Origin of the sequence: Rhodopila sp., from assembly GCF_035548095.1 — a bacterium.
Taxonomy (GTDB): domain Bacteria; phylum Pseudomonadota; class Alphaproteobacteria; order Acetobacterales; family Acetobacteraceae; genus Rhodopila.
In genome coordinates this window covers 70,910-96,235 of the sequence record NZ_DASZUV010000016.1, presented here as the reverse complement: position 1 = coordinate 96,235, position 25,326 = coordinate 70,910, and the positions used below count along the sequence as shown (strand labels likewise).

General features: G+C 70.5%; 19 protein-coding genes. All 19 read right to left on the bottom strand.

What is annotated here, in order from left to right; translation table 11 throughout:
• Positions 1 to 4: 4 nt before the first annotated feature.
• Positions 5 to 2,008, bottom strand: coding sequence for an AAA family ATPase (locus VHC04_RS13280; protein WP_325681947.1), 2,004 nt, complete (start codon positions 2,006 to 2,008; stop codon positions 5 to 7).
• Complete coding sequence (locus VHC04_RS13275; protein ID WP_325681945.1) at positions 1,989 to 3,380, bottom strand: hypothetical protein; 1,392 nt, start codon at positions 3,378 to 3,380, stop codon at positions 1,989 to 1,991. The genes VHC04_RS13280 and VHC04_RS13275 overlap by 20 nt, the downstream gene beginning before the upstream one ends.
• On the bottom strand, positions 3,377 to 7,177 hold the full coding sequence (locus VHC04_RS13270) for a hypothetical protein (RefSeq protein ID WP_325681943.1): 3,801 nt from the start codon (positions 7,175 to 7,177) through the stop codon (positions 3,377 to 3,379). The genes VHC04_RS13275 and VHC04_RS13270 overlap by 4 nt, the downstream gene beginning before the upstream one ends.
• 85 nt (positions 7,178 to 7,262) lie before the next feature.
• Positions 7,263 to 8,993 (bottom strand): hypothetical protein, encoded by a 1,731-nt coding sequence (locus VHC04_RS13265; protein WP_325681941.1) that lies wholly within the window; start codon positions 8,991 to 8,993, stop codon positions 7,263 to 7,265.
• 12 nt (positions 8,994 to 9,005) lie between these two features.
• Entirely contained in the window at positions 9,006 to 9,905 is a 900-nt protein-coding gene (locus tag VHC04_RS13260) for a hypothetical protein (RefSeq protein WP_325681939.1), read from the bottom strand.
• Between the two features lie 13 nt (positions 9,906 to 9,918).
• A complete protein-coding gene (locus tag VHC04_RS13255; RefSeq protein ID WP_325681937.1) occupies positions 9,919 to 12,360 on the bottom strand; it encodes a phage tail protein in 2,442 nt (813 codons plus the stop codon).
• Between the two features lie 7 nt (positions 12,361 to 12,367).
• A complete protein-coding gene (locus VHC04_RS13250) occupies positions 12,368 to 14,524 on the bottom strand; it encodes a putative baseplate assembly protein (protein ID WP_325681935.1) in 2,157 nt (718 codons plus the stop codon).
• Complete coding sequence (locus VHC04_RS13245) at positions 14,524 to 14,922, bottom strand: GPW/gp25 family protein (protein WP_325681933.1); 399 nt, start codon at positions 14,920 to 14,922, stop codon at positions 14,524 to 14,526. Before VHC04_RS13245 ends, VHC04_RS13250 begins: the two co-directional genes overlap by 1 nt.
• Positions 14,919 to 16,559 (bottom strand): hypothetical protein, encoded by a 1,641-nt coding sequence (locus VHC04_RS13240; protein ID WP_325681931.1) that lies wholly within the window; start codon positions 16,557 to 16,559, stop codon positions 14,919 to 14,921. Before VHC04_RS13240 ends, VHC04_RS13245 begins: the two co-directional genes overlap by 4 nt.
• Positions 16,553 to 17,206: a phage baseplate assembly protein V gene (locus tag VHC04_RS13235; protein WP_325681929.1), complete on the bottom strand. Its 654-nt coding sequence runs from the start codon at positions 17,204 to 17,206 to the stop codon at positions 16,553 to 16,555. Before VHC04_RS13235 ends, VHC04_RS13240 begins: the two co-directional genes overlap by 7 nt.
• Before the next feature lie 5 nt (positions 17,207 to 17,211).
• On the bottom strand, positions 17,212 to 18,255 hold the full coding sequence (locus VHC04_RS13230; protein WP_325681926.1) for a phage late control D family protein: 1,044 nt from the start codon (positions 18,253 to 18,255) through the stop codon (positions 17,212 to 17,214).
• 2 nt (positions 18,256 to 18,257) lie between these two features.
• Positions 18,258 to 18,425 carry a hypothetical protein gene (locus VHC04_RS13225; RefSeq protein WP_325681924.1) on the bottom strand — a complete coding sequence of 56 codons (168 nt, stop codon included), beginning with the start codon at positions 18,423 to 18,425 and terminating at the stop codon, positions 18,258 to 18,260.
• 5 nt (positions 18,426 to 18,430) lie between these two features.
• Complete coding sequence (locus VHC04_RS13220) at positions 18,431 to 19,273, bottom strand: hypothetical protein (RefSeq protein WP_325681922.1); 843 nt, start codon at positions 19,271 to 19,273, stop codon at positions 18,431 to 18,433.
• Positions 19,273 to 19,734 (bottom strand): phage tail protein, encoded by a 462-nt coding sequence (locus tag VHC04_RS13215; RefSeq protein ID WP_325681920.1) that lies wholly within the window; start codon positions 19,732 to 19,734, stop codon positions 19,273 to 19,275. The genes VHC04_RS13220 and VHC04_RS13215 overlap by 1 nt, the downstream gene beginning before the upstream one ends.
• Positions 19,731 to 21,098, bottom strand: coding sequence for a hypothetical protein (locus VHC04_RS13210; protein WP_325681918.1), 1,368 nt, complete (start codon positions 21,096 to 21,098; stop codon positions 19,731 to 19,733). Before VHC04_RS13210 ends, VHC04_RS13215 begins: the two co-directional genes overlap by 4 nt.
• Positions 21,099 to 21,112: 14 nt before the next feature.
• Positions 21,113 to 21,577 carry a phage tail protein gene (locus VHC04_RS13205; RefSeq protein WP_325681916.1) on the bottom strand — a complete coding sequence of 155 codons (465 nt, stop codon included), beginning with the start codon at positions 21,575 to 21,577 and terminating at the stop codon, positions 21,113 to 21,115.
• 40 nt (positions 21,578 to 21,617) lie between these two features.
• Positions 21,618 to 23,864, bottom strand: coding sequence for a phage tail sheath subtilisin-like domain-containing protein (locus VHC04_RS13200; protein WP_325681914.1), 2,247 nt, complete (start codon positions 23,862 to 23,864; stop codon positions 21,618 to 21,620).
• A gap of 17 nt (positions 23,865 to 23,881) precedes the next feature.
• Positions 23,882 to 24,637, bottom strand: a complete 756-nt coding sequence (locus VHC04_RS13195; RefSeq protein WP_325681912.1) for a hypothetical protein — start codon at positions 24,635 to 24,637, stop codon at positions 23,882 to 23,884.
• Positions 24,634 to 25,245, bottom strand: a complete 612-nt coding sequence (locus VHC04_RS13190; protein WP_325681910.1) for a Pvc16 family protein — start codon at positions 25,243 to 25,245, stop codon at positions 24,634 to 24,636. The genes VHC04_RS13195 and VHC04_RS13190 overlap by 4 nt, the downstream gene beginning before the upstream one ends.
• Between the last annotated feature and the right edge of the window lie 81 nt (positions 25,246 to 25,326).

Below are 25,326 nucleotides of genomic sequence, written 5' to 3'. Positions count from 1 at the left end.
CCGCTCATTCGGCTGCCGCCCGCATGACCAGGGCGAGGCCGGCCGGCAGGGTGCGCCGCAATTTGGCGTATTCGCGTTGCAAGGCTCTGGTCAGGCTGTCCAGCCCGATCGGACCATCGACGGGCGCGATCGCCGCCGCCGCCAGCACGGCATTGCGGACGCCGCCGCCGGCCAGGTCGCAATAGGCGGCGAGCTGTTCCAGCACCGACTGGTGCGGTGCCCGGTCGCCCAGATGGCTGCGCCACAGGGCCAGACGCTCCGCATAATCCGGCACCGGGAAGTCGACCACGTGATCCAGCCGCCGCCAGAAGGCCGGGTCGATCCGTGTCTTCGAATTGGTGGTCAGAATCACGATGCCGTTATGCGCCTCCAGCCGCGTCAGCAGGTAGTTGGTCAGCATGTTGGCGTAGCGCTCGCCGGTCTCGCCGCCTTCGGTGCGGCGGCCGAACAAGGCGTCGGCCTCATCGAACAGCAGCATGACGTCGGCCGCCTCGGCCAGGTCGAGCAGGCCGCCCAGGTTCTTCTCGGACTCGCCGATATACTTGTTCATCACCGCGCCCAGGTCGCAGCGGTACAGCGGTGCCCCCAGCGCGGTGGCGATGTAGGAGGCGGCCATCGTCTTGCCGGTACCGCTCTCCCCGGCGAACAGCGCCCGCACGCCGCGCGTCTGGCTGGCGGCCAGCGAGGGACCCAGCGCCTGCCAGACCGTCTCTCGCCGCCGGCAGCGGCCGATCAGCGCGTTCAGGTCCTCCGCCAGGCCGGCGCTGGCGACCAGTGCATCGGGGCCGACGCGGCGGACCACCGGATGCGCCAGCCGCCCCAGCCCGTCCGGTGCCAGCGCCAGCCGCGCCTCGGCGATGTCGGCCTGTGCGACCGGCCGCGCCTCGGCCGCCGCGCGCAGCCGGGCCGTCCGCCCGATGGCGGCGATGGCGCCCGGATACAGCACCGCGGTGGTCAACGCTTGCGAATCCACCGCGTGCGGCTGATCGCCCAGCGCCGCCGCCCAAAGCCGCAGACGCTCCGCGGCGGATGGCGGGGTGACGGGCAGATCGATCAGCCGGTCTCCCTCCACCGCGCCATGGGTGCCGGCCAGCACACAGACCGGTATGCCGAAGGCGACGCCCGCGAGGTCCGCCGCGTCACCCAGGGTGGTGGCCAGGCGCAGCACCGGCAGCCAGCCCGCGCAGCGGCAGGCCGTCGCGAATGCCCGATCCTCCCGGAACACCGCAACGGGCACCTCGATCGGCACCAGGCCCAGATGCCGGGCCAGCGTCACCGCGATGGCGGCGCGACCAGAGCCGGGCGGGCCGCGGATCACGATCCCGCCGGCCTCGCCCGCGGCCAGGGATGCGGCCAGGGATGCGGCCAGGGTCGCGGCCGGACGCGCCACGACGGGCTGGCTTGTCTCGTCCCGGATCGCACCGGCCGGTTCCGCCGGGTCCATGCGCCGCGCGCCTGGCCACGCGGCGATCCCGGTGACCAGGGCGCGCCACAGCGGCAGGCGGATGGCGAGGACACGCTGCGGCAGCGCATCCTCGCCATCCAGCGTCAGCAGCCCGGACTCCACCAGCCCGCCGGCGGCCAGGTCCAGTGCGTCGTCCGGCGCGTCCGCGAACAGCGTCTGCAACACATCCAGGGCCAGATGCACGGTGGGCCGTGCGGTGGTGGTCGGTGCCTGCAGGGCGGCAATGGCCAGCGCCAGGGTGCGATGCCGTTCGCAGCCAGCGGCGAGACCGGCCAGGAACAGGTCCGGAGCGGTGAGGCCCAGATGCCGCGCCAGCGCGGGCAAGGCGCCCGGCGCGTCGGCCAGGATGCGGGCGAGCCGATCGCGCTGCGCCGGCCAGGCCAGCTCCGCCAGCCCCGCCCGCCGCGCCGCCGTGTCCGCCTGCTGGCGCAGCAGGGTCAGCGCGGGGTCGGGATCCTCGATCGCCTCTGCGTACTCTGCCAGGCCGAGGCAGACCAGCAGGTCCAGCAGTGCCGGCGCGGCATCAGGAGGACATGGTGCCACCGCCAATCCTCCCGCCCTGGGTGATGACCGCCGATGCGTGGATCGGAACCGCATCATAGTGGAAATGCACGACGCGCCCCAGCCAGGGGACCCAGCCGGGATTGAGATCCAGCCCGGCCAGCCGGACCGCCAGGTCGACCGTGGTCGTGGCCAGGTGGAGCTCCAGATGCGTCTCCGTCGCCGTCAGCCAGCCCGGTTGCCGCAGTGGCAAGGGCCAGGGGCCGGCCGGCCGGTACAGCGCCTCGATGCGCGCCATCAGGCCGGCGACGAGGTCGCTGCCGGCCGCGTCCCGGTCGACCATGTCCGGGGCCTGCTCCGACAGGAACCGGGCCAGCGGCTCTTGCGCCGGCATGCCGTGGGCGAGACCGAGTGCGTGGAGCAGGAGCCAGGCGGAAGGCGGCCGGGTGGAGGGCGGCTGGCCGCCGATCGCGGCCAGGATCGCCTCGACGTCCAGGCGGTTCAGTGCGTTGATCAGGAACAGCAGCCCGGCCCAGTGCGTGGCGAACCGGTCTCCGCGCGGCGCGTCGGCGCCCCTGTCATCCGTGATGGCACCGCCGGCCCAGGCGGCCGGCTGCGGGTCGGGCCGCGGCTCCGAACCGGTCACCGCCTCGGCGGCGTCCCGCCGCGGCGCGGGAAGGGCCTGCCGTGCCGGAGCGATATGGGCGATCAGCGCAGGCCAGGCCGGATCGCCCACGGACCGCAAGACCCGCGGCGACCAGCGCAGAACGGCCAGTATGCCGGCGACCAGGACGGCCGGGTGCGCCGGTGGCAGCGGTGAGAGGGCCGCTCGCCAGAACGCTACCGCGGCATCCGGTATCGCGCCGGCCGACGCGGGCGGTGGGGCAAGCGGCTCGACCGGCCATGGCGGCGGGCTGCAGCCGGTGGCGGCGATCAGCGCGCGCGCCAGGTCCCGAGCCGCCGCGTCCGGCATCCGCCGCCAGACGGCGCCGAGCAACCCGGCCTCGGCCAAGGCGGCCACGGCCGACCCGGCTTCCAGCGGATGCTGGACCAGCAGCGCCGCCACCGCCTCGCCGGCGCTGGCAACCGGCGACAGGCCAAGCATTCGCCAGTGCCAGCCTCCCAACCCGCCGCTCAGGGCCGCCTTGGCACAGGCGACGACCAGAGCCGGCACATCCGGATAGGTCAGCACGTCCGGCCGATCGCTGTCGGCGAGGGTGGCCAGGGCGGTCCGCATCGCCGTTGCGATGGACTGTGGGGTGGCGCGCAACCGTACCCGCCGGATGAAGACGAAGCGCTTCACCTCGGGTGCCGCCACCAGCGCAAGCTGCCGGCGCAAGACCGGTTCCGGCACGCCGCGCGCGCGGACCTGGCGGACCGAGACGGCATCCGCCGGCAGCGCCAGGCCCGTCATGACGGCAGCCAGGCCGCTCTGCCCTTCGGCGTCGCGACGCGCCACTGGCTGGTGGGGGCGGTGCTGGCCTGGCTGGTCAGCACGCTGACGGTGGTGCCGCCGGAATCGTGATCGTCCACCCGCAGCGTGCCGACCACTGTCTGGGTCTCGTCCAGCAGGTTCAGCACCGTGCCGATCGGGGCCGCGCGGTTCAGGACGACACGGATCGGGATGCCCGGCCGCGGCACGCCGCCACCGGTTGAGACCGTTCCGGTCACCGTATCGTCCGGATCGCCATAGGCGGCGGCGATCACCGCGGCCGTCACCAGATTGCCCAGGGCCGTGCGCGATGCCGCGCTGGAGTCGCTGTGCAACTGCGCCGCCATCCAGTTCACCAGCGCGCCCAGCCGGCGCACGGTGGTCGCGCCGGCGGTGCCCAGGCTTTGCGGCACCGCCCATTGGGCGAAGTCCAGCGCCGGCAATGTCCCCGCGCGTGCCAGCGAGGCCCAGGCGAAGCGCGCCGAGGGCGGTGTTGCCGACAGCATCTCGAACAGGCAGCCGGTGGCGCTTTCGATGCGGGCACGCAATGCCTCGGCCTGCTGCCGCAGGATGTTCACCGGCAGCATGACGATGTCCGGCAGCGACAGCACGGCGAAGGCGGATTGCTGTGTCACCGCCAGGGAGGCGGCGATGTTGATCGTCCCCGCGAACACCGGATCGAAGGTATTGCGTGTCGTGCTGGCAAGGCTGGCGAGATCGCCGGCGGCGGCGCCGGAGCCGAACGAATCGGGCGAGGTCCAGTTGGCCAACCGAGCGGAGCGCATGGCGCCGAGGCGTTGCAGGCCGGTCTGATCTGGAAGGTAGCGCCATTGCTCGCGCAACGGTCCCCAATCGGACAGGGGCGTTTCCAGCAGCAGGTCCAGGAAGGGCTGCAGGCTGGCCGGCGGCCCCTCATGGTCGCTGTCGCAGCCGGGTACCAGGTCGCCGATGCTGTCGGCGGTCAGCGGCATCGGCGTCAACGGCGCCCTGGCGGTGACGGTCTGCAGCTCGCGGATATGGAACAGCCCGGTGGCGGCGGACAGGGCCTGGTGCCGGGCGGCGACGGCGGCGGTCACCCGTGCCGTTTCCTCCTGCACCAGTTGCTGGGCGGCGGCGTAGTCGCCGGCCGTCTTCGCCGCTGCCGCCTGGGCGTTGCGCAGCGCGTCGCGCGCGTCCGCCAGCGTGTCCGTCATCTGGGCGATCCGCGCCTCCAGCGCGTTGATACGGTCGCGGAATTGAAGATAGGCCCGCTCGTACTGCAAGGCGTTGACCTGAACCTGGTCGATGTCCTGCAGCAGCCCGCTGGTGGTCTGCACGATACCGGCATAGCGGCTGGGTTCATCGCTCAGCGCGGATGCCGAGATGGTTGCGGTCGGCACGATGTTGAAGGGCGCGCCCTGCATGATGCCGCGCAGGTTGGTCACGCCCTCGACCGCCGATTTCAGCAGGGTGGCGCCAGCGGTGATATGCGCGGCGGTGGCGTATTGGACCGGCTGATACTGGAAGGTGGGTGCCTGCGAAATGACGCCGATCTGCTGCGCGACTTCCTGCGCGACGTCCGTCTGCTGGCCCAGGATGTTGCCCAGCGCGGTGCTGACCGGCGTCGAAACGGTCCGGCTGGCCAGGGAGGTCGATCCGATCAGCGAACCCAGCGTGGACGCGGAAGACGATACCCGGGTGCTGGATACCGTATTCGATACGGTGGCGTTGCCGAGCACGCTGGACAGTGTCAGCGGCGTGAAGGTGCGCACCGCCGTGGTCGGGGTCGTGTTGGCCGCCGCCGCGGCGGTGGCCGGTGTCGGCGTGGCGGTGGTGCCTTGCTGCGTCGGCGTCAGCGTCACGAAGGGGATCAGCCGCGCGAAACTCAACCCGCTGCCGTCCGGCATGATACCGCCCGCCAGCGCCGAGACCGACGTGGACATGATGTCCAGATGCTGCCGTTGCAGCGCGATCAGCCGGCTGTGCGAGTCGAGCGCCAGCTCATAGGAGCGCGCGACCTGGACGAAGATCGCGTAGAACAGCTGCAGCAGCGCCAGCGTCAGCAATGCGCCCGGCTGCGAATCGATATAGGTGGTGTCGTTCGCCGAGGGCAGCGCCAGCAGTGCCGCGATGGCGGCGGCCCGGTCGGCCGCCGAGGCGTTCGGATCGACGATGCCGGCATCGATCAGCGGTTGCAGCAAGGCTGCATCGGGTGTGCTGGCGGCGATCGCCGTCGACCAGGCGGCGAACCCGGACCCGGCGGGCAGCGCCGACAGCAACGGCGCCAGCAGGCTGTCCGAGGTCGGCGGCGCATGCGTGGCGGTCGCGGGATTGGCATCGGCCGGTTCAGCGTCGATCACCTGATAGCCGCGGGCGCCGAACAGTTTCGCCGCCGCGGTCGCATCCGCGCTGGGCAGCGGCATCGGCGGCGGCGCGGCGGTGCCGGCAACCGCGGCCAGGCTGGCGATGCGCGCGGTGATCCAGCTCAGCAGCGTGGCCGGGGTGTCCGCGGTGTCGGCCGCGGTCAGCAGGTCCTGCGGCGTGATGGTGCCGCCGCGCAGCAGGAAGAACAGGTTCTGCGCCGCCGCGTCCGCACCCAGCAGGAAGGCGATGGCCTGCGGTTGCCCGGCGAGGGTGGCCGCTACGCCGCCATAGAGCGCGATCCAGGCCTTGCGCTGGGTCACCTGATCCACCCGCGCCCGCGCGTACGCCAGATGCAGATCGGCGGCCAGCACCGGATCGCCGCGCGGGATGTCCAGCAGCGCCTGCGTCCAGGCGGCATCGGGGACGGCGAGCGCCAGCGTGACCGCCTGGGCGGTGTTGGCCGTGAGGTCCAGAAGCGGTCGTCCCAGCGCCTTGCGCATCACGTGCGGCACCTGGCTGGCGCGGATCGTTTCCAGGTAGACGGCCATGCCGGTGGGGAAGAACGGGCAGCTTGCGGTGGCTGCTTCCGGGCTCAGCAGCAGGCCCGGCGGCAGTTCGCCGGCCCCCGGCAGGAAGCGGAACCGTGTGCGCAAGGCGACCTGCCAGCTGGCCGTGCCGGGCGCGGCGCCGGTCTCGGCCAGCGCCATGGCGAACGCCTCCCGCACCTGCGCCAGCAGCATGGCGTTCAAGGCGTCGGGATCGTCGGGCAGGCGCCCGGCGGCCTGGCTCAACAGGATCGCCTGGCGGTTCTGCACCAGCACCAGCGCCAGCGGCACGCCCGAACCGACCGCCGTCGCCAGGCTGGCACCGGTCAGTCCGCCGACCAGCGTGTTGAGGGCCAACGCGAGGCCGGCCGCCGTCCGCGAGGCAGGCAGGGCGCCGATGCGCGCCGACAGCCATGCCGCCACGAAACTGTCCTGGCGGATGTCCAGCAGCGGGTCGGAGGTCGTGCCCGCGCTGGGATCCGGGGCCGGCCCATCCAGCCCGTCGAAGGTCGCGGTGCGCGCGATCAGGAAATAGGCGCCATCCGCCAGCGCCTGGCCGCCGGTGACGGCCTGGACCAGATCGGCCCATTGCACCTGCATCGGCGTGGTGACGCGCACCACGCGGCCGTCGGTGCCGATGCCGGTGCCGACCCCGATGGTCAGTGTGGCCAGTGACGGCACCGCCGTGGTGGCATCGAAACGCGCCGGCGTGATGCCCATGCCGCTGATGACGCCGGGCACGGCGGGGGCCAGGTCGAGCAGCCGGGCATCGATATAGCGATCCTGCCGGGCGAAATCCGCCGCGGTCAGGCTGCGTCCCACCGAATAGGCGACGCGGTCGGCGTCGGGGCCGGCGGGCGTCGGCGGCGCGAGATGGATCACTGTGCCCAAGACGGCCTCCTTTCCCGGGCGGCCGGGTCTGTCTGGTGGTGTGCGGCGGTCTTCACGGCAGGCGGGTCATGGTTCGAATGGCGGCTCAGATCGTGGTGCGGTTGACGATCGGTGTCGCGATCAGGGTTGGCCGGGCGATGATCGTGCCGGGCAGGACCGGCGATGGAACTGGCGTCACCGTCGTGGCTGGGCTCGGCGTGGGCGTGGGCGTGGGCGTGGGCGTTGCGCTGGTGCTTGGACTCGGCGCCGGGGTCGCGGTTGGCGTGGGTGTCGGCGCTGGTGCGGGTGTCGTCGTCGTGGTGGGCGCCGGGGTCGGCGTCGCGCCAGCGGACGGGGCTGTGGAAGCCGCTGAACCGGGTGTCGGCGCCGGTGCCGGCGTGATGGGCGGCGACGTCCCTGGCGACGGCGTGGGTGCCGGTGCTGGCGCGGGTGCCGGTGCTGGTGCTGGCGCCGGCGCGGGCGTCGGGCTCGGCGCGGGAGCCGCCGGCACCGCGAAGCCGGCCGCCAGCACCGCTGCCCGAATCCCGCCGATCCCGCCATCCGTCGGGCGTACCATCCAGGGCAGGCTGGCCGGCGCCAACTGCCAGATCCGCGTCCAGGCCGCCGCGGGCGTCGTCACCGTCGGCAGCCGTCCGGGCAGGCGCAGCACCAGCGGGTCGATTCGCGGCAACGCCACGCTGGGATACGGCTTGAACGCGCTGGCGGTGGTCGAGACGGTGCCGGTCAGCGCCGGCGCCAGCGTGGCGTAATCCGCCGGAGCCAGCGGCACCAGAACCAGCACCTGCGCCGCCGTGCCCGCGGTCAGGTCGATGGGCGGCTCGCCGGCCGTCTGCGCGAGCAGCGCATCGATCTCGTCGGCGCGCGCGGGTACCAGACCGACATCGATCTGATCCGGAAAGAAGGTCTGGGACCCGGCCGTGGGATTGAGCGATGCGCCGGGCAGCAGGCCGCGTGGCGGCAGCAGGGAAAAGATGTCGGCGGCCCGAAAACTGCCGCTGCCCTGCTGCGCCAGCGAGGCCATCAGGTCGGTGTAAAGCTGCGTGTAGTGACGTGCCAGGTCATCGGCAACGGCTGTGGGATCGTCGGGATCACGCAACGGATGCCGCAGCAGCGCCGGGTCGAACCAGGCGGGTAAGCCCTTCTGTATCGCCACCACGCCCAGCGAGACGCTGTCATACGGCAGCGACGGCGGGTTCTGGCCGCCGGCGAATTGCACGGCCAGCTGCGCGCGCGCCTGGAACTGCGTGCCGGAGGGGATCGGCTGTGGCAGCGGCACCAGCGCGATCTCCACCGTATCGACAATCGTCTGGAAGGCGACGCGCGTGCTGGTCAGGTCGCGGGGGAAGATTTCCTCGATGCCGCTGGGCTGCTGCGTGTGCAGCAGCACCACCGCGTACAGCCCGTCGCCGATCCCGGCGAAGCTGGCCCCGTTCAGCGTGGACAGCGTGCCGGCATCGGCCAGATTGGCGCTGAGCACGGCGTTGGCATCGGTCGAGCGGTAGCCGACCACCCGTCCGCTGGGTGCGATTCCGCGTCCCTGGGTGACCGTGATCGTGTGCCCGTCCGCCATGCTGGCGGTCAGTCCCTGCGCGATGCCGTCGCCGATCGCCAGCCCCAGATCGAGCAGCCGCCGGTCCAGATAGGCATAGTCCCGGTTCAGGTCGAGCGCCGTCAGCAGCCGCCCGTCCTGGTAATAGGTGCGGCTGAGCTGCGGCTCCGCCTGCACGACTTTCAGGACATCGGCATTGGCCGTCGTCGCGGCGGTTCCCTGCAGCGGGGTGAACAGGATCTTGGAGCTGGCGTTGCTGGCGGACATGGTGGCCTCCGGTCAGGGCAGCGGCAGCGCTGCCAGCAAGGCGTTGGGTCGGATGAACGGCCGCACGAGGTTGTTGACGGCGGTGCCGGCCGTCGTGGGTGCGGCAGTCAGCGAGGCCAGCGTCACATGCACGCTGGCCAGCAGCAGGCGGGATGCTTCCTCATATTCCGCCGAGGCACCGGGACTGTCGTCGAAAGCCGGAAAATCCCGCCGCAGCAGCCAGGCCTGCAGACGCATGGCGGCGGCCTGTGCCGCGTCGGTGAGGCCGGTCAGTGTCGCCTGCTCCCGCGTCGTGACCGTTCCCGGCAGGTCCGCCGCCGCGGGCGTGGTGTGGTCGGGAGACCAGCTGTCCAGTGGTCTCGCCGGCGTATCACCCAGGTGCTGCGCGTCGCCGGTCACTTCCAGCAGGAAGCTGTCGCCGATGCGGGCCGTCACCACCGGGTCCAATCCGGCATCGAACAGTTCCGACACGACCGGCTGCAGCGCCTGCGGCGCCGCCCGGGCGCGCACCGTCACGCGCAGGAACAGCGTGCCGCCGGTGAAATTGCCGGCGACGTCGGGGCTCGCGTTCTCCGCCGCCAGCCAGTCGCGCAAGGAGATGGCGTAGCCCTCGCTGACCAGCACCTCCCGGCCCAGCCCGTCGATCGCATAGCCGGGTCCGACGGTCAGCCGCACATCGGTGGGATCGTCCGCGGGCGTGATCACGTCCACCCGCAGGCCGAATATGGTGCCGGGCCCCAGCAGCCAGCGCTGGTGCCGGGTCAGGCGGCGCAGGTGATAGGTCTGCTCCGCGCTGAGCGCCTCGGCGCCCAGCAGGATTCCCGGCTGGAACGATACCCGCGTCAGCATGTCGTCGAACCGCGCGTCGGTGGCCAGCTCGTCCTGGTCGACGGTGGTGGTGGAGTCACTCATGCGGGCACCTCCGTCATTGCCGCAACGCCGGCGGGTCGCGCACCAGCGCGTCGCGGCCGAGCGTGCTGGTGTTGAGCGTCAGGGGCGTGGGCGGGTCGGCCGGATCGAGGAACGTATCGACATCCAGCAGCGGCGACAGGCCGAGGATGAACCGGTGCGGGTTGATCACGACCTCGTAGCGCAGCTGCGCCGGCAGTTCGGTGCGCAGCACCGAACTCACCGCCGGCGCCAGCATGGCCGCGCTTGGTCCCTGCACGATCGCAACGACCTGCACATTGTCGGCGTATTCGTCCAGGAAGTCGGCGACTGCCTGGGCGTCCGCCCCGGTGGCGGCGTCGGGCGCCAGGAGGGCCAGCACCTCCACCGCCCGTTCCGCCGACAGGACCAGCGTATCGCCAATGATCGAATTGCCGCTGGGCACGCCGAACTGGGTCAACGTGTTCCGCCCGCTCAGCGCGATGCCCAGGATGGTGGCGTTGGTCCGGCGCAGCCGATGGGTTTCCAGCAGCACCACCTCGCCGCGCCCGACCGCGCCATCGGTGACGATGTCCACCGCCAGGCAGACGCCGGGATAGGTTCCCCGCTGGCGCAGCAATTGTCCGGCGGCCGCGATCGCTCGGCGCTGCCGCGCCTCCGGCCAGCCAGGGTCCACGGTGCGTCCCAGGTAGCTGGCGAGCCAGGGCAGCGTGGCCGGCGGCGCGGCATAAGGGTCGACCAGATACTCCGCCGCCGCCACGCGGTTTTCGATCGGCGTCAACAGCCCTTCCAGGTTGGCCAGCAGGCGTTCGCGGAAATCCGCCGGCGTGGCCTGCGGTGCCTGGTCGGTTTCGTCGGCGAACTCGGTCTGGTGGAACAGCGCCGGCAGGTATTGGTCCTGGTAGCAGAAGCGTGGGCCGTAGACGCGCAGCGCCCGCAGGCACGGGCTGTGGCGCCCGTCGCCGGTGCCGATGGCGACCACGTCCAGGCGCTTGCCGACCAGGCGCCGGTTGGCGCCGCCGGTCCGTTGCAGCAGCGCTTCGTATAGCTGGCCCGGCATCCCGGCCTGCGCGGACAGGCCCGGATGGAATGGCAGTTCCGAGGCCAGGTCGCTGGCCGCCAGAGCCGGTTGCCGATGAAACGGTGCCAGCGTCAGCGATGCCATCAGGGTTGCCGGGATTGTCGGCACCACCCCCGGATTGGCCTGGGCGATCGCTCGCGCGGCGTCGGCGTCGACCCGTGTCACGGTCGTCGGGGCGTGTTGCAGTGCCGTCGTCAGCACGCTCTGATCCGATGCGGCCAGCGGCATCTCGGCGGCCCTGGCCCAGACCGACAGCGCGGTTCCAGGCGGCAGATATGCCTCGGCGTACAGCCGGTGCCAGATCTGGTCCGGGTCGTCGGCCAGCAGGGAGAAGGCGCCCAGCGCACCGAGGGTGAGGTAGGCCGGATAGGGCAGGGGCAGCAGCGGGCGCGGCCCATCGGTGCCGGAATACCAGACATCCGGACCCGGTACCGAGGCGAAGCGCGGCGCATCCTGATTGAGCATCGGATACCGGTTCGGCGCCAGAACCACGCCCCGCGTCGGCGCCAATGTCACCACGGCGCAGTCCAGCGGGCTGCCTTTGTCCGCCGCGGCCGCGGGTGCCATCAGCGCGATCAGCGCATCCGGCAGCAACGCGACGCCGGTCATCAACGGCAGTGGCGTGCCGTCGACGGCGGTAACCGGTGCGGTCGTCCACAGGCCGGTGGACAGGTCCAGCAGCGCCAGGGTCTGCGGCCCGCTGGGCTGGTTCGACAGGATCGCCAGCCGGTCCGCATCCACCGCCATGCCGACCGCCGCGCCACCGGGCCGGTTGCCGATCAGCCGCGTCTGCCGCAGCGGGTCCGGGTTCGGCGCTTCCGGAAGGAAGCGGATGTCGTCGATGGCGATGAATTCGTTGCGCGGCCCGCCCTGGAACAGCGCGACGCCGCCCTGGATCAGCACGTAAATCGTGCCGTCCGCGCCGGTTGCCATTCCGGTGCCGGTGGGGTCCAAGGTCAGCGGGATCGACGGGTTTGCCGGCGTGTCCAGCGTCCAGCGCCCGCGCAGGTCGAACAGTTGCAGGAAGCTGGTGGTGCCGTCGCTTGCCAGCAGCGCCAGCCGTCCGCCGCCCAACGCCATGTCGACGAAACGCCCGGTCTTCGGCGCCAGCGGCGTCTCATCGAGGTCGGTGACCGGCACCCAGGCGCCGCCATCCAGCGATTCCACGCCCGACCCGTCGGCCTTGATCCGCGCGACGCCGCCGAATTCGTCCACCACGAAGGGTTGGGAATTCGCGAGCGCCGCTGCCGCGCCGGCGGCCGTCATGGCTGGCGGCAGCCGCCACGTCTGCTGACCCGCCAGCGACCAGGCGCAGCCGGACCACGCCATGCCCTGGCTGACGGTCCAGTCCTCGGGACCAGCGAGCAGGATGAAGGAGGAGCCGTTGACGTCCCGCATCGCTGCCTCAACACAGTTTCGGAACGATGGGGACGAGCGTCTGGCCCGATGTGGCGTCCGACTGGCCGGTGGTCGCCAGCGGCAGCGGTGGCGCGGATCCATCGGTGGACACGCCGACACCCTGCAAGGCCGGCACCTGCCACGGTGACAGCGAGATCGACGACGCTGTCACCCACGCGCCATCCGACTGCGCGTAGAGCAGCACCGCATCCGCCGCCAGCACGCCGGGCTGGCGCGCCGCCTGGGTCAGCAACTCGTCGGGCACGACGGAGCGGCCGAGTGGCCAGCCGCCCTGGTCGGGGCCGCCGGGCGGCAGGGGCCAGAGATACTGGGCCAGGGCCTGCTGCACCGCCTGCGTGGTGGCGACCGCGTCGGCGCCGTTCAGCAGCCGGACGCTGACACTGGCGTAGACCGGCACCGGTTCGGCGCTGAGGACGAAAAGCTGGGTGCCGATCAGGATGCGCTGGCGCAGCCAGGCGAAAACATCCTGCAACTGCGCCAGGGTCGCCACCGGACCGTTACCGAATGCCACCGGCTGGTCGGGGAAGACAAAGACACTGACCACCCCGGGCACGTTCTGCCGTGTCAGCTCGGCCGTCGCGCCGGGCATCAGGCCGGGGACGACCTCGGCGCGGCCCAGCGTCACGCCGGGCGTGTCGAAGGCCAGTTGCTGAAAATCCTCCAAGGTGACGGCGCGGTCGCGGTTGGACAGGAAGGCGGGAATGCGGCGTTCCGCCTGCTCCACCGTTTCGCCATCGCTGCCGCCGCTGGTGGGCCATTCGTGCCGCACCGTGCCGACCGAAGGCTGCACGGCCCTGATGCTGCCGGCGGCCAGATTGCCGTCGCTGCCGCCGCCATGCGCATAAGACTGTGCGACAATCACGGCGCCGGCGGGTGGGCGCAGGCCGCTTATGCCATCGCCGAAGGTGACGGTGCCGGCGGCGGGGTCCAGCACGTACACCGTGTCGTTCCGGCCGGCCCGGCCGAAATTGTCGACCTGAGTCCAGGTTGCCGCCTGGCTGCCCTGCCAGACCTGGATGGTCAGGCTGGCGGGATCGACCGGCGTGCCGGACAGGGTGAAGGTGGCATCGCCGGCGCCGGTTGCGGTGCCCAGCGGTTCGTTGTGCTCCACCGCGCGGGCGATGATGGAGACGGCGTTGATCGCCAGATAGCCGAGCGTCAGGTCCGGTGCGTCGGCGCAAGCCAGGGTCAGCCACATCACGACACGGTCCGGCGTTACGCCGACGGGCAGCTCCGGCGGCATGCCGACCGTGCCGGCGAACATCGGATCGCCGCCGTTGATCGCCGCGGGCGGTGCCAGCAGATCGGCGCTGCTGGGCAGGCGCAGCAGCGCCACGCCGGCGGTGCGGCCGCCCATGGACGTGTCGGCCTGCACCTGCAGCGGCACCTGGCGCACCGCGCCGGTCTGGTCTTGCGTCACGACGGTCCATTGCAGGGTCCGCGCGGGCAGCGACGTCGCCTGGTCGAACGCGCTGTAGCCCGGCACATCCGCCACCGGCGCCAGCCCGACCGACAGCGCCGTACCATTCGCCGCCAACCCCGCCAGCGCCGACCGAAGCTGGGCGGGCGTGCCGGCAAATCCCTTCGGCGTCACCAGCGCCAGCCACACCTGGCCATCGGCCGCGTCGGCGAGATGCACCGCGCCATCGGCGCCGGCCGCCGGCTGCGCCACGAACGGCACCGGCTGGTCGTAATTGTATAGGGTCCGCAACAAGCTGAGCGTCTGCGCATCGGCCTGGTAGCGCGCCTTCATCATTGGCACGAGCTGCAACGGTGTCGGCTGCAGGTCGGTCGTGGAGGTGAAGGTGACCGCATCGACCTTGAATTCGGCCTGTCCGGCCGCCAGCGGTCTTGGCAAGGGCAGCGCGCCCGCGTCGACACACACCACGCCCGTCGCCGGCGCCGCCGGCCGCAACGGCAGCGACAGCAGGTTCATGAATGCCCGGCGCTGGCGCAGCGGGATCAGGTTCTGCCGGTACAGGATCGTCTCGGCCAGCCAGGCGAACATATCGATCAGCGCGGAGCCCGGGTCACCGGGCGCGATATTGCTCCATTCCGGCGTGTGGGCCTCGACCCGAGCGGTCGCCTCGGCGACGAGATCGTCGAAGCGGCGGTCGTCCAGGTTGGGAATGGGAAGGGGCATCAGCCGGCTCCCCCCAGGGTGAGTGTCAGCGACAATTGTTGCGGCGCCGCGCCGGCCTGGCCGCGCGCGGTATAGGAAACCGTCACGATCGCGCTGGTCGGATCGGTTGGATCGGCCACGACCGACACGCCCGCCAGCGCCACGCGCTGTTCCCATTTCGCCACCGCCGCGGTGATCGAGGAGGCGATGAGCTGGCGCGTGCTTTCGGTGTTCGGCCTGCCGACCCAGCGGCTGAGCCCGGCGCCGAAGGACGGGCGCATCATCCGCTCCCCCGGCGCAGTCATCAGCACGTTCCACAGCGCTTCCCGCAGGCACTGCGCGTCGGCCGCATAGGCCAGCCGTCCCGACAGATCAGGACCGGACAACGGCCACCCGACGAAAAGAGATGACGTGCTCATTTCTTGCTCGGCAGTGGCAGGCAGATTTTGACCCAGGCCATCCAGCCCAGGAAGATGTTCAGCAGGTTGATGATCACTGACAGCATGATCATCGCGCAGATGGTGATCACCGGCAGGCTGAAGGAACACAGGAAGCGGATGCCCAGGCCACCGGACGGGCCGCCGCTGCCGCTCATCATGTTCTGCGTCGCGGCGTTGTTGGAAAGTCCGTTCACCAGGTCGGCGAGGTCGGGCGGCATGTCGAAGGCCGCGCCGCGGGCGGCACCCTTGCGCGCATCGGCCAGGCTGGGCATCTCGATCAGCGAGGGCCGCGCCGCGTCCGGATCGAAGGCGGCGGCGACGGCGAAGGGGTCGCTGGCGGCGCCCCAGAAGATGCGTTCGCAGCCATTGGGGCAGACGGTGCGGACGAAGGGAACCAGGAAATAGCGGCCGGCCGGGCCGGACGCCAGCTTCGGCACCGGCACGGACGCGGTGGAGACGGCGGCGAGCTGGGCGGCGCGCAGGCGCAGGGCCGCGCGCAGTTGTTGCGCCTGTGTTTCGGTGACCAGCAGGTTGCGGCCGTTGCCGGGCAGCGTGCCGGTGGGCGGCAGGGTCACGCTGTTGCTGGTCGGGTCCGCCTGCACCAGGCTCGCCAGCAACTGGTCGGCCTGGGTCAATGATCCGTTGGCGGAGCGTGCGGCATAGGCCCGCAGCACCGCGCCCAGCGTGCCGCCGGGAACCTGATTGGCCGCGGCCCACACGCGCAGCAGCGCGCCTGTCCGGTGCATGGGTGGGGCGTCGTAGAAGGACAATCCATCCAGGATCTGGATCAGCGGCGCATTCTGCGGATCGGTCCAGGCATTGCTGTCGGCCAGCTGGTAGCGGCCCAGCAGGACCCGCAGCAGCGCGGCCATCGGGCTTCTGATCTGGCCGTCGGTGATCTGCTGGTCGGCGGTGTACTGGCTGGGTGGACCGTTGCTGTACCCGGCCAGGCCGAATGGCCAGGGCAGGTCCATCAGATAGTCGTCGGTCGCGGTCGGCGTCGCGGGTGCCCCGGGCGGCACGAAATCGCCGCCGCCGATCGGCAGGTAGCCGTACAGCAGGGTGTGCGGCCGATCCGAATCCTGCACCAGGAGAGGATGCAGCGGGAAGGTTTCCTCCCCGGTATAACCCGGCGCCGGTGTGGCCGCGCGCGGAACCAGGCCCAACGCCTTCACCTGGCGCGCGGCATCGGGATCGACACCGGGTTCCACCGCGCCCCAGCCTTGCGGCTTGCTTTTCACGATCTGGAAGCCTTGCGGCGCGGCGGCGGTGCCGGTGCGGACCACGAAGCCGGCAGAGGCGATTTTTTCCGGCGCGATGGCAGGCTGGCCGGCCGGCGACATGGGCAGCTTGCACGATGCTTCCCAGGCGACGACATGGAAGGTGCGATGGATCGGCCGGCGCAACTTCAGCAACCCGCCTTGCGTCGCGGGCATCCGATCCTCCTGCTCCCAGCTGAACAGGGCGGTGTTGGATTGCGGGGACGAGGCGGCATCGGCCTGGAACTGCGCGACGAAATTGGCGTCCAGGTAGCGGTGGATCGCCACCTTGCGCGGCGCCGGAGCGTACCACGGCGGCAGGACCGCGACATCATGGGCTTCCGCGACGGTCACCATATGTTGCCCGCCCCCGGCGTATATGCCGCGCTCACGACCGAATTGGTGATCAGCGTGTCGCATTGCACGACGCCGCTGAACTGCGACATGCCGGCATTGACGTTCACCGAGGCGGCGGTGACCGTCAGCGACGCGGTCTGCAGCTCGATGGAGGACGTGGTGGTGATGGTCACCCCCGTCGTCGTCGCCTGGATCGTGGTGGAGCCCACCTTGATCGTGCAGGTGTCGCCGGCATCGGTCAGGGTGATTTCGTTCTGGTTGCGCGTGGACACGCTGAAGGACGGCGCGCTGTCGTCGAACACCATCGTCGTTTCGGCACCGGTCTTGATCGCATAGCGTTGCGCCACCGGCGCCGCCTCGGATGGCAGCGTATTCTGGCCGGACCAGACCGCGCCCAGGATGAAGGGCTGGTCCGGCGTCAGGAACGCCACCAGCACGATCTCATCCGTTTTTGGCAGGAAGGACACGCCGTAGTTCACGCCGCCCGCGCTGCCGGCCGAGGGCACCACGCAGGGCGCCCAGACCTCCATGTCGGTCGCCACCAGCGCGACCTTGACGCGGCCGCGGGATTGCGGATCGGCGGTGTCCTTGACGCGTCCCAGCGCCAGGCCGGTGGGCGGGGACAGCAGGTGCTGCATGCCATCCATGGCGGCTAACCGCTATCCGCGCGCTCGATGCGCGCGTAGGTCTGGTAGCCGGCGCTTTCATCAAACAGGTGCGCGCACGCAACGACGTTATAGGTGCCGGTCACGCGCGATGAGACGCCGGTCAGGGACACCGCGCCGCCCACCGTGACATCGGGATTGCCGGTGCAGACCAGGTCGCCGTGCAGGAAGCGGCGGCCCTGGGCATCGAACGCCGCCTTGGCGTAATCGGTTGCCTCGGCTTGCGTCGCGGGGGCGGGGAAGCCGAAAATCTCCGCCGCGTCCCAGCCGAGCCGGCCGAGCGCGGAGGCGGCGGTGGAACCGGATGCGTTCACCATCAGGCTGTTGGCATCAGCGGTGACGGCCTGGCCGGCGGTCAGGTCCTGGCCCTTCACCGTTGCCTGGGTCGGCTGGCGCGCCAGGTCGGCGATCACCCGCAGCCGTTTCAACGTGTCACCGGCATCCAGGGTCACCGGTGCTGGTGGCTGCTCGCGGCGGCGGCAGGTCAGCGTCGTGTCAACCACGCGCGGCGCGGCGCCATAGCGCGCGGCCAGCCGGCGCAGGAAATGCAAGTCGCTTTCATTAAGCTGGATGTAGTCGCCGGGCGTGTCCGACAGCCGCGCGTCCGGGGTGAGCCGGGCGTCCGACGCCAGCGTGCCGACGATCTGATTCGGGCTCTGCTGCTCGAAGGTGCGGCTGGCTCTGTGGCGGGCGAGGCGGTGCAGCGGGTCCTCGGCCAGCAACACGATCTGCGGCACGCCGTCGCCATACCGTTCCTCGATGCCGGTGATATCGCCCTTGAACACGGTCTTCTGCTGCGCCAGGCCAAAGGCGATCTCGATCCGGTCGCCCAGGGCGATCTGGTTGAACAGGAAACTCACCGGTCCGCTGGACTGATTGCCCCAGTTCACCAGCCGCAGCTCCGCCGAGGCCATGCCGGCTTCCGGCGCCCGCACCGCGATATCCAGCAATGCCGTCGCGATGTCGGGGTTGACGGTGCCGTTCACCGTCACGGCCGGGCGCGGGGAGACATAGGAGGCGCCGTCCGGCATGGCTAATCCACCTCCAGCCGATAATGGCGGTCGGCGACGATGGCGAGCTCCAGCATGCGGTCGCCCTGGCCGGGTTGCGCCGGCCGGGCGCCCTGCGCCGCCACGTTCGTCTCGGCGGGTGCGCGGGGCGGTTCGGCTTCGACCAGCAATTCGTCGATCAGGATCGGCATGGCGGCTATCCGAAACTCAGGCCGGCGGACGCGGAGGCGCCGAAGCCCGGTGTGGCGATGGTTGCTGAACCGGAATTGGCCGAGAACGCGCCGGCGATGGAGGTGCCCAGGCTGCCGGACGCACCGACCGCGAAGCCGGTGCCGCCGGAGGCACTGGCGCCGGCGGAGAAGCCCGCCGCGATGCCGACATCGACGCTGGGAGCGGCGGAGAAGCGCGGCGTTTCCAGCCCGTTGGTCAGGGCGGTGCCGCGCCAGTCGGTCGGACTCATGCCGGCGGCGGACAGGGCCTGGCTGATATTGCCCCCGGTCGGCACGCTTTGCGCCTGACCTGGCACGCGCTGCGGAATATTCGCGATATTGTAGCGGTTCTGCGTCAGCGACAGCGACACCGCCGCGCGCAGCGGCACGCCGCTGGCCGAGAAGAACTCCAGCGTCTCATTGTAACTGTCGACCAGCCCGGTAAACTGGAACGTGCCCCACAGGAACAGGCAGGGATTGGCCGGGATCGGCTTGCCCTTGCCGGCGTCGTCCGGCGGCGGAGGCGCAACGAACAGGGAGACGATCTGGTTCGTCACCACCTTTCGGACATCGGCGTCGTCCTGCTTGTCCTCGAACAGGTCGGTGGTATCGAACACCAGGTCCAGCGCCAGCTTGGCGCTGTTGTTGCTGGATTGCTGGGCGGACTGGTCGGAGCTGTTCTTGCTGGCCGTGTCCGCCTTGACCGTGACGGTGTAGCTGAGCTTCAGCGTGTCCGGATTGAAGTGGACCGGGATCGCCTTGTCCGTCAGCGCCTGCTGCGTGTTCGGATCGATCGGCACGAGCTGGGCTTTTTGCAGCGTGTCGGACATCACGCCGGCTCCATCGTCAGTTGCTCGAACACCAGCTGCACTTCCTCGATCGCCACCTGTGTCGCCGTGGCGGACAGGTCCGGCGCCTTGAACTTCACCGGCAGCACGTTGACCAGCTTCCAGGTCAGCGCGATCGCGGTGTCGGCATAGACGTCGATGCGGCCGTTCAGCCGGCGGCCATAGGCCTCGCGGTTGGTGACAAGGTTGAACCAGGTCCAGAGGTCGAAGGGCGAGGTGACGCCGCGCTTCAACGTCACGGTACCGAAGGCGGTCGGACCGGCCCGCTGCACCTGGCCGAAATTGCGCCCGCCCTCGCGGATGCTTCGGGGTGTCATCGTCGCCTCCAGGCCGGTCGCCTCGCTGAAGCCGCCGCCGCACAGCGGTGCGGGACCCAGCCCGTCCGGCAGGTTGCTGCCGGTCAGGCTGACCTGAAAACGGAACGGAACGAAGGGGCGGCTCATGCGGCGGCCCCCAGCGACGTGGACAGCCCGCCGTCCTGGAAGCGAAGCTGGATGGTTTCCAGCGCGTAGGCGGTGTCGATGGCGATATCGAACTGGATGCCGGTATCGCCGGTCCTGCCGGGCGTGATGCGGACGGCATCCGCGACTTGTCTGCCGTTCAGCGCGCCGCGCTGCTGCAAGGTGGTGAACAGGTCCAGCAGGACCATCTCCACCAGCCCGCCATCGAGCACATTCTCGAACACCAGCTGCTCGCCGAAGCGGCGCAGGTTGCGCAGCAGCCAGCCCATCAGCCGGCGCGTGCCGGCCGATCCGCGCGCCGCGCTGCCAGGTGCCGCCTTGACAGCCAGGATGTCATCATCCAGCACCAGCGAACCGCTATCATATCGCAACGATGAGATACCGGCGCGGCGCATGCGGTCCAGCGCGGCGCTTTCGATGCGCCGCAGCGGCGTGTAGCCCAGCGGCAGGGCCTTGCCGGCGATGGAGCGCCACACGCCATCCGTCTGTGCCGAGGCTGCCAGGGTTCCGGCGACCAGGCCGCTGGGGCTGACCAGTGCGCCGTCAGCCCCACGTGCCAGCGGCGCGAAGGACTGCACCTGCGGCAGATCGGGACCGGTGGCGGTGCCATACAAATATGATGACGCGCGCTGCAGCAGCGTGGCGGTGGAAAGACTTTCATCCGCGCCGACCGGCAGGGCGAACAGGCACAGCATGTCGGGCCGTGTGCCCGCCAGCGCGGCGTTGGCGCGCGTCAGCACCTGGTTTGGCGTCACGGCAACGGCTGCGGCCGGGCTGGCGGGCGCCGGGGCCGCGGTCGCCACCGAGAACTCGCTGATCGGCCGAAACCCCGGGATCGGCGATGGCGCGCTCGGCAGGGCCGGCGCCGCGGCCACCGCGGTTGCAACGCAAAGCCCCTCCAGGTCCGGCAACAGCAGCAGGCCGGCGCTGGGCACCTGCATCGCCACGTCGATCCCGCTGGGCGTCTGCGCCGCAAGGCTGAAGCCGGCACGCCGGAAATACGCATCGGTCGGCGCGGCCGGATCGGGCACCACCCGGACCACCCAGGCGCGCAGCCCGCCGGCATCGAAATAATCGCGCACGGCGAGCGCCAGCCAGGACGTGTCGTCCGGAAAGGATGCGGCAAAGGACGCCGCGCTGGTGAAGCATAGCGGCAGGCTGGTCAGCGTCGTGTCGGCCGCCTCCACCGGAAAGCCCAGCTGAACCGCCGCGGCGATCGCGTCCGCCGCCGCATCGGCGTCGACGGTGGCGGCGGCCGCGCCGATGAACACGGCCTCCAGCTCCGGCGTCACCGGAACCGGCGAGCGGTCGGCCAGGCTGATGCGGTGATCGGGGGAAATCAGCACAACGGCACCTTGGCTCAGGTGAACGCGAATTCGATCTTTTCCGCCGACAGGACAAGTTCCTCCATGGCGACATCGGCACCGCCCTTCGCCGCCAGGGTCGGGCCGGTCCATTTCAGCGGCATCACCTGCCGCAGGGTCCAGGAGGCGACGGGCTGGTGCGTCTCATCCAGCAGCGTAATGACCACCGACGGCTTCTTCGCCGCCACGCCGGTGGTCCGCACCTGCTCCACCCAGGCTGAGATGTCGGTGTTCTTCATCACGCCACGCTTCAGCGTCACGTCGCCGGTCTTGTAGATGCTGGGGATCTTGTCGCCGTGGTTTTCCGCGTAATTGCCGGCGCGGTATTCGGCCACCGTGATCTCGGTCTGCAGGCCGCTGACGTCGGAGAAGCCGCCGATCGGGCTGCCGACGCCGCCGGACCCCGCATCCAGCGCGACGAGGAAGTTGAAACCAAGATAGGGCGTGGTGCGATCGGACATCGGATGGTCCTGCTGCTATGGGAAACGGGTCCGGTTCGGATCAGCTCGCGGCGGTGATCTGGCCGATGCGGAAGATGACGAACTCCGCCGGCTTCAGCGGCGCCGCGCCGATCAGGCAGACCAGCCGGCCGTTATCCAGGTCGGCCTGCGTCATCGTGGTGCGGTCGCAGCGGACGAAATACGCATCCTCCGGCCGCTTGCCGGCCAGCCGTCCGTTGAACCATTCATTGTAGAGGAAGTCCTCGATGGCGCCGCGCACCCGCGACCAGAGCTGCTGGCCGTTCGGTTCGAACACGACCCAGTTGGTGGAGTCGGCGATCGAATGTTCCAGATACAGGAAATAGCGGCGGACATTGACGTACAGCCAGTCCGGATCGTCCGACAGGGTGCGCGCGCCCCAGACACGGATGCCGCGGCCCGGGAAGGAACGGATGCAATTGATACCGAGGGGATTCAATACGCCCTGCTGGCCGGTGTTGATGTGCAGCTCCAGGTCCAGTGCGTCCTGCACGACCTGATTGGCCGGTGCCTTGTGGACACCGCGCGTGACGTCCGTATAGGCATACATCCCGGCCACGAAGCCGCTGGGCGGCAACAGCACCTGGCTGCCATCCGATTGGTCGGACGCGACCTTCACCCATGGGTAGTACAGCGCCAGCCGGCTGTCGGAGAACTGGCCGCCGAACTGCTGCACATCGGCGATGCCGGCACCCAGGGGCGAATCGATGACACCCACGCGATACAGCATCTTGGTGCAGTGCGCCTGGATGCTGGACACCACGGCCTGATGCACCGCCGGATCGGCGGCGGCGGCCGGGCACAGCACGATGGAGATCTCGTCCACCGATTCCAGTGCCGCCAGCCCGTAACTGCCATTCAACTCATCCACCTGGCCGGCATAGTCGGCGGCGCCGGGCGACGCGCCATCCGTGCCGCCGGTCAGGTGCAGCACGAAGCTGCGCGCGGTGCCCGGGTTGGCCGGGTTCAGCAATGCCGGATCGAAGCCGGCCAGCAGCGCGGCCCACAGCGCCGCGGCGCCGACGGTGCCGTTGTAGCTGGCCGCGACCGGCTGCGTCGCCTGGGCGGTGCCGTTCGATGGGCTTGCCGGCAGTGCGACGGCGAGGTTGTTGGCCGCATCCTGCTCCAGGTCGACGGCAGCGAAACGATAGGTCTCCAGACCATTGATCTGGACGCTGATGTCGTAGCTGTCGTGATACAAGTTCCCGTCGCCGTTCTGTCCGCTCATGGCAAACAGCGCCAGCGGGACGGAGGTATCCGCCGCGAGGTCCGGGTTGGTCGCCTTGGTCAGCGACACCGTCGTGCCCGTGACGGTGCCGTACAGCGTCTGGGTGCGGGCCGGCAGGTTCAGCAACGACCGCGTCATGGTGCCGACAGGGATGGAATAGAGCGGGGAGGCACCGGCGTCGGCCGGTGTCTGCAACGTCACCGCCTGCGCCGCGCCCGCGGGCACGGCGCTGGCGAGCACGCCGGTGCCGAAAGCCGCGGGCAGCACCTTGTGACTGGTGCCCGCCTGGTCGACATAGATCAGGCTCTGTCCGGCCACCGGGGTATAGCGGGCCGGCGTGGGGGCCGGTGCGGGAGCCGGCGCCGGTGTCGGCGTGGGTGTCGGCGCGGGCGATGGTGCCGGCGCAGGGGTTGGAGCCGGCGCGGGGGTTGGGGCCGGCGCAGGCGCGGGGGACGCCGCGGTCAGCGTGGCCAGCATGGTGACGCTGGCCAGCGGGAACTGCGCGGCCGGCACCGCCGATCCGACCAGCGCGCTGGCCGGCACGTTGGTCAGGGTCAGCACCACCGTGTCGGCGGCGCCGGGCGCGTGAAGCTGCAGCAGCGGCTGCAGATGCCGCGGCGTGAACACCAGATCGACATTGCCACCCGATCCGGGGAACCGGCTGCGGAACGTCACCAGCGCGGTGCCGGTGTTCGGCACCACGCGCTGGGCGGTCGCCGGCCGCGCGCTGGCGGCTCCGGACTGCGCCATGTCGTTGGCGATCCGCGCGACGTACAGAATCTGGCCGCCGTTGTCGAAGAATGCCCTGGCGGAGGCGGCTGTGTAGTTCGGCACCGTCGTATTGCCGAAGGTCAGCTCGTCGCCATCGCCGAAATAGGAAATGAAATCATTATAGCTGCTGAGCACCGTTGGCATGCCGCGCAGCGGGCCGGTAGCCGTCGGGCCGACGATCGCTGCGACGCTGGTGCTGGCCGGCAGGATCTGCGATGGCCGGAAGCTGGTCTCCTCGACGAAGACGCCGGGCGCGAGATATTCGGGCATGGATGCGTCCTATGCTGTCATACGGGCTGCAGCGTTACGCCAGCGATCCCCAGCGCGGCCGCGTCGGTGATGCGGCCGCGCGTGATGGAAAGCGTCTGCTGGGTGGCGAAGGCACCGCCGGTGGAGACCTGGACGGCGGCCAGCGCATCCGGATCGGCCAAGGGCTGATCGGATTGTGCCGCCAGGCCCAGTGCGGTCAGGGTCATTGAATCCTGGGTCTGCGCCGGAGCCAGCGGGGGCAGGCCGGTCAGCGGGATGATCACGTCGCCGTTCCGATCCGCCTGACCGGAAAAGCCGAATGTCGTGGCGTTGCGCGTGCAGCTGAGTTTCAGCACGCACCAGGAGGCCGGGCCGCCGCCCTGCCAGGTGACGGTCAGCACGACCGCGCCGGCCTCACCGATCCGGGTGGCCTGCAGGCTGGGCCGCAACGGCAGGTAGGTCGGCGCCGCCGGTGTCGGCGTGACGCGGAATTGCCGCGGGTGAAACCGCCCGTCCAGCGGTTCCGCCGATCCGGCGACGGTCACCGCCGGCAGCGATGGAACGCTCGCCAGGTCCGCCTGCGTGGGTACATGGTCATACACGATCGCCGAGGCCAGCAAGACGATGCCACGGCTGCCGATGCGGGCACTGATGCCGCTGGGCAGCGGGTCGGTCAGCGTCACCTTCAGGTTCGGCGGCGGTCCGGCGATCGCCCGCACGGCGCTAGAGCCGTCGGGCATCGCCTCGGCCCAGAATACCGCACCGGCGGAAGGGATGCGGATCGCCTCGGTCATGGCGCGTTGCCAAAGCCGAGGCTGCGGTCCGTCACCGGCGCGTACTGCCGCATGTCAGGCTGCAGGGCGACACGCACGCCGCGCACCACATACGGAACACTGACGCTGTATTTCAGCGGCAACGTGTCCCAGATCCGCATCAGCTCCTCGCGGGTCAGCTCCTCGGTCGCGATCTGCACGTCGTCGGCATCGTCCCAGTCCAGGCTCTGGCCGGGCAGGGCCAGGGTTTGCGCCGCCATCCGGTCGGCGCCCAGGATCGGGGTGATCGCCAGCTGCTGGAAGCCCCAGCCGATCAGGCTGTTCTCGGCCAGCGCGGTGTCGGCGATGGCGACCATCAGGAAATGCAGCATCAGCGGCACTTCGGGGACCTGGCCGCCGGCGGCGCCGGGGAGGCGGCGGACGAAGCCGCCGGGAACGGTGGGGTCGATGCTGACCCGATACAGCCACAGCGCCAGCGTATTGCTGATGCTGGTCTGCTTGAAGGACTGGCTGCCGAACAGTTGGACCGATGCGTTCACCGGCGTCGCTTTCAGTTCGGGTGGAAAACGCTCCGCCAGCATGCCCTCGATGGCTGCCATCACGCCCTGCACGGCGGCATAGGTCGCCATCCGGACTTCTCCCCCCCAGGTGCCCCGGCCATTGTGGGCCGCGGCTTTTGTAACGCCGCCATTACATGCGAAACCATCCAT

What these genes read in the sequence shown, in the direction of transcription:
- VHC04_RS13215 (WP_325681920.1), bottom strand. Translation starts at nt 19,734, where the DNA reads ATGAGCCGCCCCTTCGTTCCGTTCCGTTTTCAGGTCAGCCTGACCGGC.
- VHC04_RS13265 (WP_325681941.1), bottom strand. Translation starts at nt 8,993, where the DNA reads ATGTCCGCCAGCAACGCCAGCTCCAAGATCCTGTTCACCCCGCTGCAG.
- VHC04_RS13245 (WP_325681933.1), bottom strand. Translation starts at nt 14,922, where the DNA reads ATGAGCACGTCATCTCTTTTCGTCGGGTGGCCGTTGTCCGGTCCTGAT.
- VHC04_RS13255 (WP_325681937.1), bottom strand. Translation starts at nt 12,360, where the DNA reads ATGCGGGACGTCAACGGCTCCTCCTTCATCCTGCTCGCTGGTCCCGAG.
- VHC04_RS13260 (WP_325681939.1), bottom strand. Translation starts at nt 9,905, where the DNA reads ATGAGTGACTCCACCACCACCGTCGACCAGGACGAGCTGGCCACCGAC.
- VHC04_RS13235 (WP_325681929.1), bottom strand. Translation starts at nt 17,206, where the DNA reads ATGGATGGCATGCAGCACCTGCTGTCCCCGCCCACCGGCCTGGCGCTG.
- VHC04_RS13250 (WP_325681935.1), bottom strand. Translation starts at nt 14,524, where the DNA reads ATGCCCCTTCCCATTCCCAACCTGGACGACCGCCGCTTCGACGATCTC.
- VHC04_RS13225 (WP_325681924.1), bottom strand. Translation starts at nt 18,425, where the DNA reads ATGCCGATCCTGATCGACGAATTGCTGGTCGAAGCCGAACCGCCCCGC.
- VHC04_RS13230 (WP_325681926.1), bottom strand. Translation starts at nt 18,255, where the DNA reads ATGCCGGACGGCGCCTCCTATGTCTCCCCGCGCCCGGCCGTGACGGTG.
- VHC04_RS13275 (WP_325681945.1), bottom strand. Translation starts at nt 3,380, where the DNA reads ATGACGGGCCTGGCGCTGCCGGCGGATGCCGTCTCGGTCCGCCAGGTC.
- VHC04_RS13205 (WP_325681916.1), bottom strand. Translation starts at nt 21,577, where the DNA reads ATGTCCGATCGCACCACGCCCTATCTTGGTTTCAACTTCCTCGTCGCG.
- VHC04_RS13220 (WP_325681922.1), bottom strand. Translation starts at nt 19,273, where the DNA reads ATGTCCGACACGCTGCAAAAAGCCCAGCTCGTGCCGATCGATCCGAAC.
- VHC04_RS13200 (WP_325681914.1), bottom strand. Translation starts at nt 23,864, where the DNA reads ATGCCCGAATATCTCGCGCCCGGCGTCTTCGTCGAGGAGACCAGCTTC.
- VHC04_RS13240 (WP_325681931.1), bottom strand. Translation starts at nt 16,559, where the DNA reads ATGGTGACCGTCGCGGAAGCCCATGATGTCGCGGTCCTGCCGCCGTGG.
- VHC04_RS13190 (WP_325681910.1), bottom strand. Translation starts at nt 25,245, where the DNA reads ATGGCGACCTATGCCGCCGTGCAGGGCGTGATGGCAGCCATCGAGGGC.
- VHC04_RS13195 (WP_325681912.1), bottom strand. Translation starts at nt 24,637, where the DNA reads ATGACCGAGGCGATCCGCATCCCTTCCGCCGGTGCGGTATTCTGGGCC.